This window comes from Paenibacillus haidiansis, from assembly GCF_036553665.1.
GTDB lineage: Bacteria > Bacillota > Bacilli > Paenibacillales > Paenibacillaceae > Fontibacillus > Fontibacillus haidiansis.
The window spans coordinates 625,651-641,529 of record NZ_JAZHPZ010000001.1 but is presented as its reverse complement, the minus strand read 5'-3'; the positions used below and the strand labels follow the sequence as shown (position 1 = coordinate 641,529).

General features: G+C 52.7%; 13 protein-coding genes. 8 read left to right on the top strand and 5 right to left on the bottom strand.

Annotated elements, in window-relative coordinates; genetic code table 11:
• Positions 1 to 53: 53 nt before the first annotated feature.
• Positions 54 to 674, top strand: coding sequence for a DUF2231 domain-containing protein (locus tag V3851_RS03055; RefSeq protein ID WP_331844998.1), 621 nt, complete (start codon positions 54 to 56; stop codon positions 672 to 674).
• 52 nt (positions 675 to 726) lie between these two features.
• Here the strand turns inward: V3851_RS03055 and V3851_RS03050 are convergent, their stop codons facing one another.
• Both V3851_RS03050 and V3851_RS03045 read right to left on the bottom strand, forming a co-directional pair.
• Positions 727 to 1,125, bottom strand: a complete 399-nt coding sequence (locus V3851_RS03050; protein ID WP_331844997.1) for a hypothetical protein — start codon at positions 1,123 to 1,125, stop codon at positions 727 to 729.
• 261 nt (positions 1,126 to 1,386) lie between these two features.
• Complete coding sequence (locus V3851_RS03045) at positions 1,387 to 2,298, bottom strand: AraC family transcriptional regulator (protein ID WP_331844996.1); 912 nt, start codon at positions 2,296 to 2,298, stop codon at positions 1,387 to 1,389.
• 97 nt (positions 2,299 to 2,395) lie between these two features.
• On the opposite strand from V3851_RS03045, the gene V3851_RS03040 reads away from it, so the two are divergent.
• The 4 genes from V3851_RS03040 (at position 2,396) to V3851_RS03025 (ending at position 6,812) form a co-directional block, all read left to right on the top strand.
• Positions 2,396 to 3,322: a nucleotidyltransferase gene (locus V3851_RS03040; protein ID WP_331844995.1), complete on the top strand. Its 927-nt coding sequence runs from the start codon at positions 2,396 to 2,398 to the stop codon at positions 3,320 to 3,322.
• Positions 3,323 to 3,348: 26 nt separating this feature from the next.
• The gene (gene uvrA / locus V3851_RS03035; protein WP_331844994.1) at positions 3,349 to 6,228 is read left to right on the top strand and encodes an excinuclease ABC subunit UvrA; all 2,880 of its coding nucleotides are present in this window, start codon (positions 3,349 to 3,351) and stop codon (positions 6,226 to 6,228) included.
• 146 nt (positions 6,229 to 6,374) lie between these two features.
• The gene (locus V3851_RS03030) at positions 6,375 to 6,506 is read left to right on the top strand and encodes a hypothetical protein (protein WP_331844993.1); all 132 of its coding nucleotides are present in this window, start codon (positions 6,375 to 6,377) and stop codon (positions 6,504 to 6,506) included.
• 84 nt (positions 6,507 to 6,590) lie between these two features.
• Positions 6,591 to 6,812, top strand: a complete 222-nt coding sequence (locus tag V3851_RS03025; RefSeq protein WP_414859248.1) for a hypothetical protein — start codon at positions 6,591 to 6,593, stop codon at positions 6,810 to 6,812.
• A gap of 80 nt (positions 6,813 to 6,892) precedes the next feature.
• Here V3851_RS03025 and V3851_RS03020 read toward each other — a convergent pair whose 3' ends face one another.
• A complete protein-coding gene (locus tag V3851_RS03020; RefSeq protein WP_331844992.1) occupies positions 6,893 to 7,129 on the bottom strand; it encodes a ferredoxin in 237 nt (78 codons plus the stop codon).
• 312 nt (positions 7,130 to 7,441) lie between these two features.
• On the opposite strand from V3851_RS03020, the gene V3851_RS03015 reads away from it, so the two are divergent.
• Genes V3851_RS03015 through cls form a run of 3 tightly spaced genes read left to right on the top strand, consistent with a single transcriptional unit; the run spans position 7,442 to position 13,967 of the window.
• Entirely contained in the window at positions 7,442 to 10,915 is a 3,474-nt protein-coding gene (locus V3851_RS03015; RefSeq protein ID WP_331844991.1) for a BadF/BadG/BcrA/BcrD ATPase family protein, read from the top strand.
• A gap of 25 nt (positions 10,916 to 10,940) precedes the next feature.
• The gene (locus tag V3851_RS03010; protein WP_331844990.1) at positions 10,941 to 12,524 is read left to right on the top strand and encodes a 2-hydroxyglutaryl-CoA dehydratase; all 1,584 of its coding nucleotides are present in this window, start codon (positions 10,941 to 10,943) and stop codon (positions 12,522 to 12,524) included.
• 27 nt (positions 12,525 to 12,551) lie between these two features.
• Entirely contained in the window at positions 12,552 to 13,967 is a 1,416-nt protein-coding gene (gene cls, locus V3851_RS03005; protein WP_331844989.1) for a cardiolipin synthase, read from the top strand.
• Between the two features lie 376 nt (positions 13,968 to 14,343).
• Here the strand turns inward: cls and V3851_RS03000 are convergent, their stop codons facing one another.
• Positions 14,344 to 15,711 carry a radical SAM/SPASM domain-containing protein gene (locus tag V3851_RS03000; RefSeq protein WP_331844988.1) on the bottom strand — a complete coding sequence of 456 codons (1,368 nt, stop codon included), beginning with the start codon at positions 15,709 to 15,711 and terminating at the stop codon, positions 14,344 to 14,346.
• Positions 15,699 to 15,878, bottom strand: a complete 180-nt coding sequence (locus V3851_RS02995; protein ID WP_331844987.1) for a hypothetical protein — start codon at positions 15,876 to 15,878, stop codon at positions 15,699 to 15,701. The genes V3851_RS03000 and V3851_RS02995 overlap by 13 nt, the downstream gene beginning before the upstream one ends.
• Position 15,879 lies beyond the last annotated feature (1 nt).

Here is a 15,879-nt window from a genome sequence, read left to right as displayed (position 1 = left end):
CTTCACCCATTAACACTACAATTTGTAGTGCAAAATTAGGAGGATGTATTAAAATGAACTACTTATGGGATAACAAGCATTTCATTATTATCCATTTTCCGATTGTGCTGCTGCTGTTCGGTTTTTTGTTCGACTTGGCCGGCCTGATCTGGAAGAAACGCGAGTGGCACACCGTCGCACTGATCAGCTTCGTCGCCGGGACGCTCAGCACAATCGCTTCCGTGTGGTCGGGGCCGAAAATGCCCAATCCGGCCGTCGGTACGCATGCGCAGTTCGGCAAGATCACGATGTATTTGGCCATCGTGCTGTGCATTGTACGCATCGGGATTCTGCTATGGAAGAAAAGAGACGTCGGCCGGAATTTCATCTATTTGATCGTTTCGTTTGCGGCGGTGGTGCTGGTCATGTACACGGCGCATCTCGGCGGCGAGATGGTGCACCGTCCGTTTGACGGGGGCCAGTTCCGGCAAGGGCAAACGGGCGGACAAGGCGAAGGCGGACCGAGCGGAATGCAGGGCAGACCCGACGGTACTGGAGACGGAGTGATGCGGCAGGATGGCGGCCAAGGAGCAGGTGACTCGCCTGACGGCAACGCCACGGAAGGTAACGCCACGACCGAGGATGACGCCTCGGCCGAAGGAAGCGATTTAACTGAAGGAAATGCGGGGCTATAATCATATAATCGCTCTCCGCGAGACCGGTTGGTCAGGCGGAGGGCGATTTATTTTATCCGTAGACGGCAATGATCAACAGTGACAGAAAGGCGATGCCGGACAAGGGTGTCATGATCCATTTTTCCTTCGGACTCTTGGACAATGAATTGGCTATCGTATTAAGTCCTAGATAAGCGGTGATAAACCAGATGATGAATGGCGAGAAGCGAAAGCCGTTTCCGAAGCCGGCGACATTGGCGTAATTCAGCGATACGGCCGCAAATAACAAGAGAACGAATAAGGAGATCAGGCTGACAATGCGCAGCTTATTCGGCAATCTTCCCTTGTGCTGTCCGCCCATCGTGATCTCTCCCCAGGGCACGCCCAGCGTAAGAAGCAATTGAATGCATGCGATCATGATAAACAATACGGAACATGTGATCGCTGCCGCTTGAACATAGATCTCCTGCATGGAAACCCTCCTTTAATTCCCAATTTGATTATTCCCATAACCAAGATCTTCATTGGGATAAATCCAACGATTCTCGCTTGATTGGCACGAATACTCTTTTTTCATTGGAAGTTTTCCAGTCTATTGACCGTAAATACTTTGGAATAAACGAATCTTAGGAGAATGGATTGGATTATATCCGATCAAGAGATGGCTTTTATCTTTCCGGACCGATTTTACTGGAAATTTTCCAATCAAGCCCCGCCAAAACCTCGGCAAAATTCACAACATCGAAATCGGATAGTACAGATCGCATTCGCAGTAATGCTTGTTGCATTTGGAATAATCGATCCGCTCGAAGCTGAATCTGTCCTTCAGGTTAAATTGTACGGTCGGCATCCAGGTGGTGAATATAAGCTCCCAGATTCCTTTTAATGTGGCGGATGAAATTTCTTCGGGACGGTGCGGGCCCATATAGGTAAACACGCCGTACTTGTGGGGTTTAATATGCTTTGTATTCATTTCCGGCGGGATAATGCTGTTCGGGTTGACTTGGATGGCGGGTTGATAGAATGTGTAGCCTTGAAAATCGGCGGGAACGGTCGTGAAGCCGATATAGATGTCCTGAAGGACGGGATTGATGATTCTGGGGCGGCTATTATAGAAAAAATCGACGCCAAGCCGGTTGGCCGTTCCGTTCTTGCGATTGTCTTCTACGTCCACGGCGTATTCGATGCCCGCGATGGAAAAGGCAGGCAGTACGGTAATGGACCGGAAGAAAATAATTCCCTCGCCGGCACGGCTCATAAAGTCGCTGTTAAACCTGTCCAGAATGTTCAAAGGACTCGGATTTCTGCGCCATTTGGCCGGGCTGACGCCATATTCTTCCCTGAAAATACGGCTGTAGGTTCGTTCGCACCCGAATGAATATTTGGAAGAGATAAATTCGATCGTATTCCGTTCATTCAGCAGATCGGCGAGCGACTGTGCGATCCGCCTCCTGCGGACATACTCCATCAGGCCCGTGGAGGTGGCGCCCTTCCAGATCCGCAGCAGATGGAACTTGGACATATTGACATGCCCGGAGATAATGTCCAGGTTCAGTTCCTCAAGCAGATGCTCCTCGATAAAATCCGTTGTCCTGTTAATGATTGCAAGCAAATGATGATCCATGGCGGATTTTCGCTCCAACATAGCAATTTTTGTCCTAATTAAAATATTACTCTATAGTATGATTTTACCACGAACCGTCCGCACCACGCATCAAATCTGTCAAGTGCGATAAGGGAGGATGATAGGAACCATGGACGACCGGATTCAAGAGACACTGAAACAACGATATACGGCGGCAATGAACAGTTTTATCGACAAAATCAGAGATGACCCCAACGTGATCGCGGCGATCGTCAGCGGAAGTCTTGCCTATGACGTGGTATGGGAAAAGAGCGATATCGACATGACGCTGGTGGTCAGGGATCAGACTTTGAAGCAGGATAGCTACTGCATCGTGGAGGACGGGATCGTCATCAATGTCCACTTGATGTTAAGGAGCATCTTTCGCAGAGGGATGGAGAGAAACATCGGCGGGTCCTTTTCCCAGTCCTATTTCTCAAAAGGGACGATGGTTTATACCACCGATGACAGTCTAATCGAGTTCTTTGAAGAACTCAAGGTGGTAGGAAGCGACGATATCGCCGTTTCGGCCCTGCATATCGCAAGCGAGCTTGTGCACCTGTACGAGAAGGCGCAAAAGTGGCTTACGGCACGGAAAGACCCGCTCTATGCCCAGTACTACCTGTTGAAGGCCGCGGAATGCATCGCCTATATGGAGCTTTGTCTGCGCGGGGAGGCCATTTCACGGGAAGTGATCCAACGGGTGCTTCGCGAACAGCCGGAGCTGCTCGCGCCTTTTTATCAGGATGCCATGTCCCGTCATTATACTGCTGAGGAAATCGAACAGGCGATACGACGAATCGACGGATATTTGGAGCGGCATCTCGACATCATCAAGCGCCCCGTTCTCGAATTCATGTCCGATCAGGAGATCAAAACGATCACGCTGATTTCCAAGCATTTCAGGACTCGCGGCGAGTTCATCGTCGGCATCATGGATTATCTGACGGAGAAGGGCGTCATCGAAAGAGTTTCCCAGACGATCCGCATCACCCCCAAGAGCAAGCAAGCCGTCGAGGAAATCGGCTATCTGTACATTCCGTAACCAATAAACCGAAAGGAGCATACGCGATGTCCGTCCGCACGACGATTGAAATATCCGGAGCCAAGCAGAACAATCTGAAAAATATCTCCGTGGAGATTCCGCGAGACAGGCTCACCGTCATTACCGGGGTATCGGGATCCGGCAAATCCTCGCTGGCCTTCGATGTCATCTACGGGGAGGGACAAAGACGGTTCCTCGATTCAATCTCGAACTTCGCCAAGAGCCGGATCAGTCAGCTCAAAAAAGCACATGTTGATTATGTCCGCGGTTTGTCCCCCGTTATCGCCATCGAGCAGAAGAAGGGCAACAACAATCCCCGTTCCACGGTCGGGACCGTGACCGATATCAACGACTATTTAAGGCTGCTGTTCTCTGCCGCGGGCACCGGCGCTTGCCCCGAATGCAGCCGTCCCTTAAAGCAGCTGTCCGCCGCCCAGATCGCCGAGCATATTTCCACGCTTCCCCAAGGTGCGGTCGTCGAGCTGCGCGCCCCCGTCTACAAAATATTCGGCGAAGACTATGACTATACCTTTCATCAACTGCGGGAAAAAGGCTACAGAAACCTGCTCGTCGACGGGGAGCCCTTCTCCCTGGCTGAGAAACGGGAGCTGGATGAGACGAAGGAATATTCGCTTGAAGTGATTATCGACCGCTTTACGCTCAAGCAGGACACTTACATTCAACTGGCCAAAAGCATCGAGGCCGCCATGCTGACACTGGACGAGGATATCATGATCAAGGTCGAGGTTATGGGAGGGGTGGATCCCGGATTTTATGCGGGCTACGGATGCCCGGAGCATCATACCTTTCTATGTGAAATGCAGCCGTTTCATTTCTCGTTCAATACGCCAGCGAGCGCATGCCATACCTGTCTGGGTGTCGGTCTGTCCTATGTGGTCGAGCCCCGTTTCCTGGTCGTCTCCCCGGAGAAGAGCATTAGCAAAGGGGCGCTCAAGAAAACGGTGTTCAACCCGGCGGGTAAGGACAGCTACCGGTCCGTTCTCATGTACAGCCTTTCGCAAAAGTATGATTTCAGCCTGGATACTCCGTTCAATGAGCTCCCCAAACACATTCATGATATTTTGTTCTACGGGACCAAAGGCGAAACGCTTCCGCTCCTGCAGCCGCCGGACTCGCAGAAGAAGAACTGGATCGTCGGACGCGACCGGCCTTTCTGGGGATTCGTCCACGAACTGGAGAGCTGGTACAAGCACTATATCCGCAAGACATCCACTTCTGAAGCGTTTGAGCCGACGTTTATCAAGGATTGCATGATCGAAAAGATCTGTCCGGAATGCCACGGCGCCAGGCTGAAAAAGCAGCGGCTCCAGGTGACGGTGGGCGGTAAAAATATCGATCAGCTCAGCCGGATGCAGCTTCCGGAGCTCCGGGACTTTCTGGAGTCGTTGGCCTTCGAAGAAGAGATCCGCGACGTAGCGGAATCCATCGTGCGGGAGGTTGTGACCCGCATTACGCTATTGATCGAAATCGGGCTCCATTATATCCATTTGGGGCGGAGAAGCGAGAGCATCTCCGGCGGCGAAATGCAGCGGATCAAGATGTCGACGCAGATCAGCAGCGAGCTGATGGGGATGCTGTACGTGATGGATGAGCCGAGCATCGGCCTCCATCCCCGCGATTCGGACCGGGTCATCGACACGATGAAGAAGCTGCGCGATATCGGCAATACCGTGATCGTCGTCGAGCATGATCTGGACACGATCCGCAGCGCGGATCATATCATCGAGATCGGGCCGGGGCCGGGCATCCACGGCGGGACCATCGTCGCTTCCGGTACAATCGACGATATCGCCAGCTCGCCGGACTCCGCGACGGGCCGGTATTTATCCGGCAAGTCCTCCATCCCGGTACCGAAGAAACGGCGAAACCTGGGCGATACCTTCCTCTCCATCCAGGGAGCCCGCGAGAACAATTTGAAAAACGTAGACCTCGACATCCCGCTCGGCGTCTTTATCTGCATCACCGGGGTGTCGGGGTCGGGGAAGAGCTCGCTGATCAACGAAATCCTATACAAACAGCTGAAAGTGTTGAAGACGGGAGCGCGCATCGTTGCCGGTGAGCACGATTTCCTCTTCGGCGCGGATCTCGTCAACCATGTGATCAATATCGATCAAACGCCGATCGGCCGGAACAGCAAATCCAACCCGGCGACTTATATCGGCATCTACGATAAAATTCGCGATCTGTTCGCTTCGCAGCCGGAGGCTGTCAAGCTGGGCTACCAGTCGATCGATTTCAGCCTGACGCATGCGGGCGGAACGCGCTGCGAGCACTGCTCGGGCGACGGCATCAACGTGACCAGCCTGCAGTTTATGGCGGATATCGAAACGATCTGTCCCGTATGCAAAGGAATGCGCTTTTCCCAGGAAGGCCTCGATATCAAATACCGGGGGAAGAGCATTGCCGATGTGCTTGAGATGACGGTCGAAGAGGCGGGCGAATTTTTCAGGGATCACAAATACTTGTGCCATAAGCTGGGGATCATGAACGAGCTGGGACTCGGCTACATGCGTCTGGGACAAAGCTCGACGACGCTGTCCGGGGGCGAGGCGCAAAGAGTCAAGCTCGCTTATGAGCTGTCCAAAATTAAAAGGGGTGCCCACAATTTATACATTCTAGATGAGCCGACGACAGGCCTGCATCTCTCGGATATCCAGAAGCTGCTCCTGTCGTTGAACAAGCTGGTGGATCAGGGGCATTCGGTTATCGTCATCGAGCATCATCTCGATGTCATGAAATCCGCCGACTATATCATTGATATGGGGCCGGAGGGAGGCCATCAGGGCGGCTATGTCGTGGCCGAGGGAACGCCGGAGCAGATCGCCGGGAACGAGCAATCCCATACCGGCCGGTATCTCCGCACAGTGCTTGAATGTCAGAGATAAAAGAGCGCTGATCCTATATCATAAAGAATTATTATAAAAACGCATCTTTTTCGAATGAAACCGGTGGTTGGTGATATGTGGAAAAGCCTTGCGGAATGACTTGTTTTGTTATTTAATTAGAATAAAATGGCGAGGGGCTGGGGCGGATGGAGAGATTGCAAGCACTGATCGAAGAAACTTCAACAATCGTTAATGAGATCGAAGAGGAGGAATTTGCCCGAAAACCTTTGCCCGACAAATGGTCGAAGCAGGAGATATTGGGACATTTATGCGATTAGGCGCTAAATAATGGAAGCCATTTTATCAAAATCATTTTATCCGAACAACCCGTAGCATTGGAGCGGTACGAGCAGGATGAATGGGTGAAAATCCACGATTATCAAAACAGCTACAGCAAGGCCGAACTGCTGGCATTGTGGCAGCAATTGAACAATCAGATCTTAATTACGCTCCAGCACGCAGGCGAGCGGGGGATGTGCAAGTCCTGCATTTTGGCTGACGGCGGTGAAGTGACGTTGGGGTGGCTGTATAATGACTATTTGCAGCATTTAAATCATCACCTCGACCAAATTAAACAACGCTGAGGAGAACGCATCGTCATAATCATAAGAAACAGCACGTTTCCCGATAAACCGGTAACGTGCTGTTTCTGTATGAGCGTAGCTTAAGAAGCAAACGGGGTTGCGGAGAGCTGGATGCAATTGGTGGGGCAGTTCTCGACCGCCTCTTGCAGTTCCTCCAGCAGATCCTCGGCGATGGGAGTAACTCCCCGGTTTGAATCGCCTTCATAGATGACCCCGGCGATGCCGTTATCGTCCATATCGAATATTTCCGGTGCCTCGGAATTGCACGCACCGCAGGCAATACAAGAATCCTGGTCGACAATCGCAAAATTGTTCATAGACTTCCTCTCCTCGGGCTTAATTGAATTGAATCCACGAACCCCTCCGGACTTAACTGTATGAAGCTGAACTATGCTATGGGATTGTACATTCTGATGCCATTTTACATTTGGAAAAAGTCCTTCATCAACCCCAAAAATTAACTTTAACAATAAGTTCATGGTTTGTGTCACAAACAGTGACAAATAGGTAACGGGAAGCGGTTTCAACCTTGCTGCCGCGTCAAAAAACCGGCCCCGCTCTTGCTTGTGATAAAAACCCCTTATTTTGTTAAAAATAGCTGGAAAAGAATTGGAATGAGGAGTGTCATCATGAGTTACAGCGACCGGGGGCAAGGCTCCTTGATCATTGGCATCGACGTGGGCTCGACCACCGTCAAAGCAACCGTAGTGGATCCGGACAGCAAAGCGATCCTTTGGTCGGACTATCAGCGCCATTACACGAAGCAGGCGGAAAAGGTGCTTGAAATGCTGACCGCCATCGAAAGCGGTTTTCCTCACGTACCGCGGGAAAATATGCGCGTCTTTGCGACCGGTTCCGGCAGCGGCCCCATCGCCCCGCACATCGGCGCCAAATTCGTGCAGGAGGTCAACGCGGTGACAATGGCGGTGGAGCAGCTCCATCCCGAGGTCGGGAGCGTCGTCGAGCTGGGGGGGCAGGATGCAAAGATCATCATTTTTAAAGAAAACAAGGAGACGGGAAGCAAGCAGGCATTCACGTCCATGAACGATAAATGTGCCTCCGGCACCGGTGCCACGATCGACAGATGCACTATAAAAGTCGGGATGTCCATGTCGGAGCTGGAAAATCTGCAATACGACGATGCGAGATTGCACCATGTGGCCGCCAAATGCGGGGTGTTTGCCGAGACCGATATCGTCAATCTCGTCAAAAGCGGGATTCCGGGGCCGGAAATCATGTGCTCGCTCGGGGATGCCATCGTCATGCAGAATCTGTCCGTGCTCACCCGCGGCCATACGCTGCGGCATCGCGTGCTGCTCTTGGGCGGTCCCAATACTTATTTGCCCTTCCTGCGGAATTGCTGGCGGAAGCGAATTTGCGAGACTTGGCGGGAGCGGGGGTATATTTACCCGGAAGATACGCCGGTCGAGGAATTGATCTTCGTCCCGGACAATTCGCAGTATTATGCCGCTTACGGCGCGGTACTGTACGGCCTATGCGAGCGGGCGGATGCCGGCATATATCGGGGATTGGCGGGACTTCGGGATTTTATCTCCCACGGGCGCAAAGCCAAACTTGGAGAAAAGGCCGGTCCGCCCTTGGTTCAAACCGCGGATGAGCTGGAGCGATTCCGCCGGGAATACAGCATTCCCCGGTTTGAACCGGCCGTTTTTGCTCCCGGGCAGCGCGTGCGGGCGGTCATCGGCCTGGATGGCGGATCCACTTCGTCCAAGGCCGTTTTGGCGGATGAGCGCGGCCGGATTCTGCTTAAAGAATACCAGCTCTCCAAAGGGAACCCGTTGGAGGATACCAAAGAGCTGCTGCGGCGAATCCGCGACAAGGTACGGGCACAGGAGGCCGAGCTGGAGATCGTCGGCTTCGGCGCCACCGGGTATGCCGCGGATGTATTGGAGAACACGATGCGGGCGGACGTCAACATTGTGGAAACCGTGGCCCACATGATGAGCGCCGTTCATCAATTCGGCGATACCGATGTCATTTGCGATATCGGAGGCCAGGACATCAAGGTCCTGTTTCTGAAAAACCGGGATATCCGGAATTTCAAACTGTCCAGCCAATGCTCCGCCGGGAACGGGATGCTGCTGCAGGCGATGGCCGACCAATTCGGCATCCCGGTACAGGAATATGCGGACACGGCTTTTCAGGCAAGCCTTAGCCCGAAGTTTTCTTACGGCTGCGCGGTGTTTCTCGACGCGGACCGGGTGAACTTCCAGAAGGAGGGCTATTCCAAAGAGGAAATGCTGGCCGGACTTGCGCTTGTCCTGCCGAAAAACGTCTGGCAATACGTCGTGCAGATTCCACGCATGGCCGAGCTTGGCCGCAAGTTCGTGCTGCAGGGCGGTACCCAATACAATTTGGCCGCGGTCAAGGCCCAGGTCGACTATATCAAGCAGCGGGTTCCCGATGCGGAAATCTATGTCCACCCGCATCCGGGCGAGGCGGGGGCGATCGGCGCGGCCATGGAGACGCTGCGCGTCGTCAAACGGCGCGGACATTCCACCTTCGTCGGGCTGGATGCAGCGATCGATCTGCGGTTTACAAGCCATAGCGACGAATCGACCCGCTGCGGCTTCTGCCCGAACCACTGCAGCCGGACCTTCATCGATTCGAAGACCCCGGACGGACAAACCGCCCGGTACATTTCCGGCTTTTCCTGCGAGAAAGGAACGGTGGAGGATCAAGAGGCCGTCGTCCGATTGACGAAGCAGCGGCAGGAATTGAAGAAGCAGTATCCCAATCTCGTCGAATACGAGGCGCGGAGAATGTTTCAACATATCTACGACGCCGAGCCGCTGCCGGAGCCGGAGCGGGCGGGGAATCGCACCCGGCGGGAGCGCGGCTTGCTCGGGCTGATCGGCAGACACGCAAGCAAGGCCGGGCGCGGCTTTAACCGCTCCTCCGCCGCGGCGATGGCGCGGCGGGGTGAGCTCCGCATCGGGGTTCCCCGGGTGCTCGGCATTTGGTCTACGGCGCCTTTTTGGCGGACCTATTTCGAGACCCTGGGCATAGGCGGACGCAACATCGTCTTCAGTGATTATACGAGCGGGGAAATGTGGCAGGAAGGCGGCAAATACGGATCGATCGATCCATGCTACCCGTCGAAAACGGCTCAGGCTCATGTTCATAATCTTTTGTTTAAGCACCATGAAGCAAAGCCGCTCGATTACATCTTCTTTCCGTGCATCACCCATATTCCGACGCCGCTGAACAATGTGCTGGATTCGGCCAGCTGTCCGATTGTCGCCGGGGCCCCGAATGTGATCAAAGCGGCCTTCACCAAGGAAACCGACTTCTTCGGTGCGCGCGGCATCGCTTACCTCGATCCGGCGGTGACGTTTACCGAACCGAATTTGTTGAAGAAGCAGCTCTACGAGGCGTTTGCGGAATATTTGGAGATGACGGAAGACGAAAGCGATTTTGCCGTGGACCAGGCCTGGAAAGCGCTGAACCGGTTCGATATCGAGATGCAGGAGAAGGGACGGCTGATTTTGGAGCAGGTCGAACGGGAGAACCGCCTCGCCATCTTGATGATCGGGCGCCCGTACCACTCCGATCCCGGCCTGAATCACGGCGTGCTTGAGGAGTTCCAGATGCTCGGCTATCCCGTGCTGTCGATGCGTTCGATCCCGAAGGACGAAGCCTGGCTGCGCCGCTTCTTTGCCGGCGATCTCGAAGGCGGCCGGGTGCAATCCGCGCTCGAAATCGGCGATGTTTGGCCGGAGAATTTCAGCTCCAACAGCGCGCAAAAGGTATGGGCGGCCAAATTTGCCGCGCGTCACCCGCATGTGGCCGTGCTGGACCTGTCCAGCTTCAAATGCGGTCATGACGCGCCCACCTACGGGCTGATCGACTCGATCGTGTCCGCCTCGGGCACCCCGTACTCGGCGCTCCACGAGATCGACGCCAACAAGCCGAGCGGATCGCTGCAAATCCGCGTCAAGACGTACGCCCACAGCCTCGGGCTGCATGAGGAGCGCCTGCAGGATTTGGCCCGCCAAAAGGCGGAGCTTGCCCGGCGTTTGGAGCAAAAACGCGCGGAATTGCTCGGCCTGAAGCAGGAGGGTCAAGCCGGTGCGGTCTAAAACTTGGAAGGAGCGAATCTAAAGCATGGCACTTGTCAAACAAAAAATAAAACCCGCCTCCCCGTCCTCGCTTGAAGACGCGCTGGCGGACTATGCAAAAGAACAGGAGAAGCTGCTGGGTCTCGATCAAAACAACATCGACCATTGGTTCGACCCCGTTCCCCGCCGGTTTTTGGCCAAAGACAAAGCTGCGACGACGATTCTGTTCGGGGGAATGACGATCGCTCAGGACTATTTGGCGGAGGGGGCGCTGAAGGGACTGGGTTATCGTGTACAGCATTTGCCATGCCCGGACAACGAGTCGCTGCGTTATGGCAAGGAATTCGGCAATCGCGGGCAATGTAACCCGACATATTTTACGGTCGGCAATCTCATTAAGCATTTGCTGTACCTTCGCGATGCGGAGGGCAAGTCCAAGGAGGAAATTATTGAGAATTACCTCTGCGTCACTATCGGCTCCTGCGGTCCCTGCCGTTTCGGCGCTTATGTCACCGAGTACCGGAAGGCTTTGCATGACGCGGGATTCGGCGGTTTCCGGGTGCTGTTGTTTCAACAGACGGACGGACTGAAGCAGGCGGCGGGCGGCGAATCGGCGTTAAAACTGAATGCCTCGTTTGTTATCGCGATCATGAAAGCGATCCTTTGCGGAGATATTTTGAACGCGCTTAGTAACCGGATTCGTCCTTACGAGGTGAAGCCCGGCATAACGGACGCTGCCATGGAACGCTGCAAGACGTATATCTATAAGGCTTTAAGCGAACGTAAGCCGCTTATCCCGGCGCTCGCCAAATGCCGCAAGGAAATGCAGGCGATTCCTGTCGACCGTACCAGAGTCAAACCGAAGGTGAGCATGATCGGCGAATTTTGGGCGATGACGACCGAGGGGGACGGAAATTATGAACTCCAGCGCTTTTTGGAAAGCGAGGGCGCCGAGGTGGAAGTGCAGCCGATTGCGGCTTGGGTTTTGTTTCTCGTATGGGCGGGGCGTTTCGATACAATGAAGCGGATCGATCTTCGTAAAGCTGACTCCGGGAAATACGGCCTGAAAGGGAAAAAACCGCATGCTCGTTTACGGATGTTATGGCTCGCGGACCGTGCTATCCGCATGATGTTTCATACGTTTGCCCGAACGATGGGGCTCCGGCAATATCATCTCCCCGATATGGAGGAGATCGCGCGCGTTGCGAACAAGCACTATGATAACCAGATTCGCGGCGGAGAAGGGCATATGGAAGTCGGCAAGCTTATTTGGAACATTGTCAAACGAAAAGCGCACCTGACGATCTCGGTCAAGCCTTTCGGCTGCATGCCTTCCTCCGGCGTTTCCGACGGCGTGCAATCGCTCATCACGGAGAAATATCCCGGCGCCCTCTTTCTGCCGGTCGAGACGACGGGGGACGGGGCGATCAATATTTACAGCCGGGTGCAAATGATGCTGTTTAAAGCGAAACAGGCCGCGCAGAAGGAATTTGAGGAAGCGCTGGTGCGCAAAAATTTATCGGAAGGCCAGGTCGGCGAGCTTCGGAAAGCGCCGAGATTCGCCGATCCGCTGCGGTCAAGCCGTCATGTGGTCGCCTGTACGGCGGCGAATGAGGTATACGAATTGTAAACCATACTTTGGAGGTGAATTGGACCATTGCTCTGGGTCATTCTGGCTCTCGTATTGTACATTGTCCCCATCGCGGTTGTGGTGATCCTGGAATATTCCCGTCCCCATAAAGCGATCACATGGATTGTCATTTTGCTCATGGTGCCGCTGATCGGCACCCTGCTTTATATTTTTATGGGAAAAGAATACAAGCGGGGACGCACTGATGACCCGAACGAACTTGACCAGCTGAAGCAAGTCAAACAGCGATTGTCAGACCGCTTCCGGACGCAGCGGACAAAGGAAGGTCCGGCTCCGTTTGATTTTCCCGAGGAGCGGATCTATTCGCTGCTGGAGCATTCGACGGCGATCCCTCCCGCCTACGGCAATGAAACGACCGTGTACACGGAAGGGGAAGATGCTTTTGCGGATATGCTCCGGGATATTGAATCGGCCCAAAGCCACATTCATCTCGAATTTTACATCATTCGTGAAGACGCGCTCGGCTTCCGGGTTCAGCAGCTGTTGTACCGAAAGGCCAGGGAAGGGGTCAAAGTCCGGCTGATCTACGATGGAATCGGCTGCCATAAATTGAGCAAATCGTATATCCGCCGACTAGAGGAGGCCGGGGTGGAGACCGGCTGTTTTTTGCCTCCATGGCTTTCCTTCTTCAACCGGAGCCTCAATTACCGGAACCACCGCAAAATCGTGGTTGTGGACGGGAAAATCGCCTATTTCGGCGGATTGAACATCGGGGATGAATATTTGGGCAAAGATCCGAAGGTGGGCCATTGGCGGGACACTCATTTCAGAATCGAAGGCGATGCGGCATTATGGGTTCAGTATACGTTTCTGACCGATTGGTACTTCGTGAAGAACGAATTGTTGAGCGATCCGGACTTTTATCCGCTACAGGAAAGCAAGGGGAGCGAATGCATTCAAATCGTCAAAAGCGGGCCGGACGAACCGATCTTTGAGACCGTTTTTTCCTGCCTTATTTCGGCCAAAAGAAGGCTCTATATCGAAACGCCTTACTTTGTTTTGGAGCCTGCCATATTTTTGGCTTTAAAAACCGCGGCCGCCAGCGGAGTCGACGTGCGCGTCATCCTGCCGGCCAACCCCGACTCCCGGATCGTTTACCTTGCTTCCCTCTCCTTTGTCGAGGAGCTGCTGGAGGCCGGGGTGCGTTTTTACTTGTACGAGCAAGGGTTCATTCATGCCAAGGTGATTATCGTCGACGACTTGGCCTGCTCCGGCTCCGCCAATATGGATATCCGCAGCTTCTTCGGCCAATTCGAGTTGAACGCCCTCTTTTTTGACGGCAAGACCGTCGACCGCCTGGTCCGTGATTTTTACCGGGATATCAGCGTAAGCAAGGAAATCGACTTGGCCCGGTTCCAAAAGCGCCCGCAATCGCAAAAGTGCAAGGAGGCGGCAGCCCGCCTATTTTCACCGTTGTTCTAGTTCCAGGTTGACAGCATGCTTTGAAAATCATTTATAAAAATAAGAGGGGTGAAGTGAACGCCTAATTTTTGCAGCCCGGAGAACAGGTTTTCAGCTTTTAAGCGTTCAAAAGCGTAGCGAATGACCGCGTTCGTGACGCCAGGTTCCCACTATAACATTCCGGCGAAATAAAAAAGAACCCCGTTTTAAAATTTACTGCAAAAGTGCAGTTATTTCCCTGGCAAGCGCCCGAATTGGGTGGAATACCTGCAAATGTGCAGGTATTTCGCATCCGATTGCTCATAAGAGGCGAATTGGCGGAAAATTGCTGCATAATAGCAGGCATTTCTTCGGTTGCTCAACACTAGCAGAAGAAAACTGCACTTTTGCAGGAATATCATACGGATTCTTTTTTTAGCTCGATGATGGTCTTGAGGATGGAATCCAAATAGGTATTCCAATGCAAGCAGGATTCCCTTTCGTAAAAGTGACCCTCTATGAAATTATGCTTCGCGCAACCGCCCATGCATAAAGGAAGAAACCTGCAATCGATACATTCGTTTATTTTTAAGGGGCTTAAATTGTGCCATCTCCCGAAATTGGAATGATGGTCGTAATCGTCCCAAATGTAAGAAGCCCCCAATGAAGAGTCATGGATGTCCAAGCCGCATTTGAATACCTGCCCTGAGGGGTGAATACATAGAGAGTTGGGGTTTTGCGCTCCACATGCGCGGCGTATGGATTTTGGTATTTCGACCACATCCTCGACTTCCAGGTTTGGAAATCTCCTAAGAACCTCTTTCTGAAAATTCAATGCATTTGCATAAAACTCTCCCACCGGAATTGTTTCGTCGTTCAAACTGCCGCATGCCGAGCTAAGCGGGCCGATCATTGAGATATAAGGGACCACCTTTCTCCCGTTCGAACTTAAATGAAGGTCAGCGAGCCGGTCCAATAGTTCATAAGCCGCGGGCAGAGTTTCCTGGTTTACATTAATTCGTATGAACGTATCGATCTTTTTGGCGGCCGCCTGAATTCCGTTCAGGACGGAATCGAAGCTTGGCTTTCCGCCTCGGTAAGGCCGATTGTTGTTATGTATAGAAGGCGGGCCGTCCAAAGTAATCTGAATACTGGAAACTTGCAGTTTATCCAAGGAGTCGACGACAGCCGGGGTTAGCCGGGTGCCGTTCGTGACCATGCTCGCTTTATAGTCAATGTGCAAATTCGAGGTCAGCCCGATCAATTTTTTCGAGAGATATTCGATGCTTTCCAAAGCCAATAGAGGCTCACCGCCATACCAATCAACGATTAATTTCTTATAGTTTCCTTGAGTCAGCCTTTGTTCAATATGAAAAAGAATTCTATCGCAAATCTCTCTATTAAGCTGGATCGCGCTGTGCTCCTGGTAGCAATAATAACATGACAGATTGCAATTCAAGGTGGTGGCTATGGTTACCGAAAAAGTTTGCGAAGCCACAGCAGAATTATATTTTTCCTCAATGATACTCAACTCGTCGCTATCTTGGCGCACAATAAACCCGCCTTCTAATAAGGCACCCACGACTGAAGAGCTCGCCGCCGAATGATCGTCGATCAGGAGAGGGTTGTCTTTGGAAATCGAGTCCAATAGGATACCGACCGAACGCGGCAGCTTAATGAAACTCCCTTTTAAGCAATTAAATAAATAAATTTGGTCAGGGTCATCCGTGATGACCCGGTAATTGTATTTTGAGCATACGTAATGTCCGGTTATCATGCGATACATACATTCCTGCATCCGCAGAGTCTGGTTACGGTTGGGTCGGCTTCACCTTCGCCAGGCTTAAAAATCCACAAATCTTCTATTTTTAATTTCGATAACTCTTCCATAGAGAGTGTGTTTATTTTCACAATCTCGAACCCTTGTTTTTCTTCATTATTATTTTTATCCATA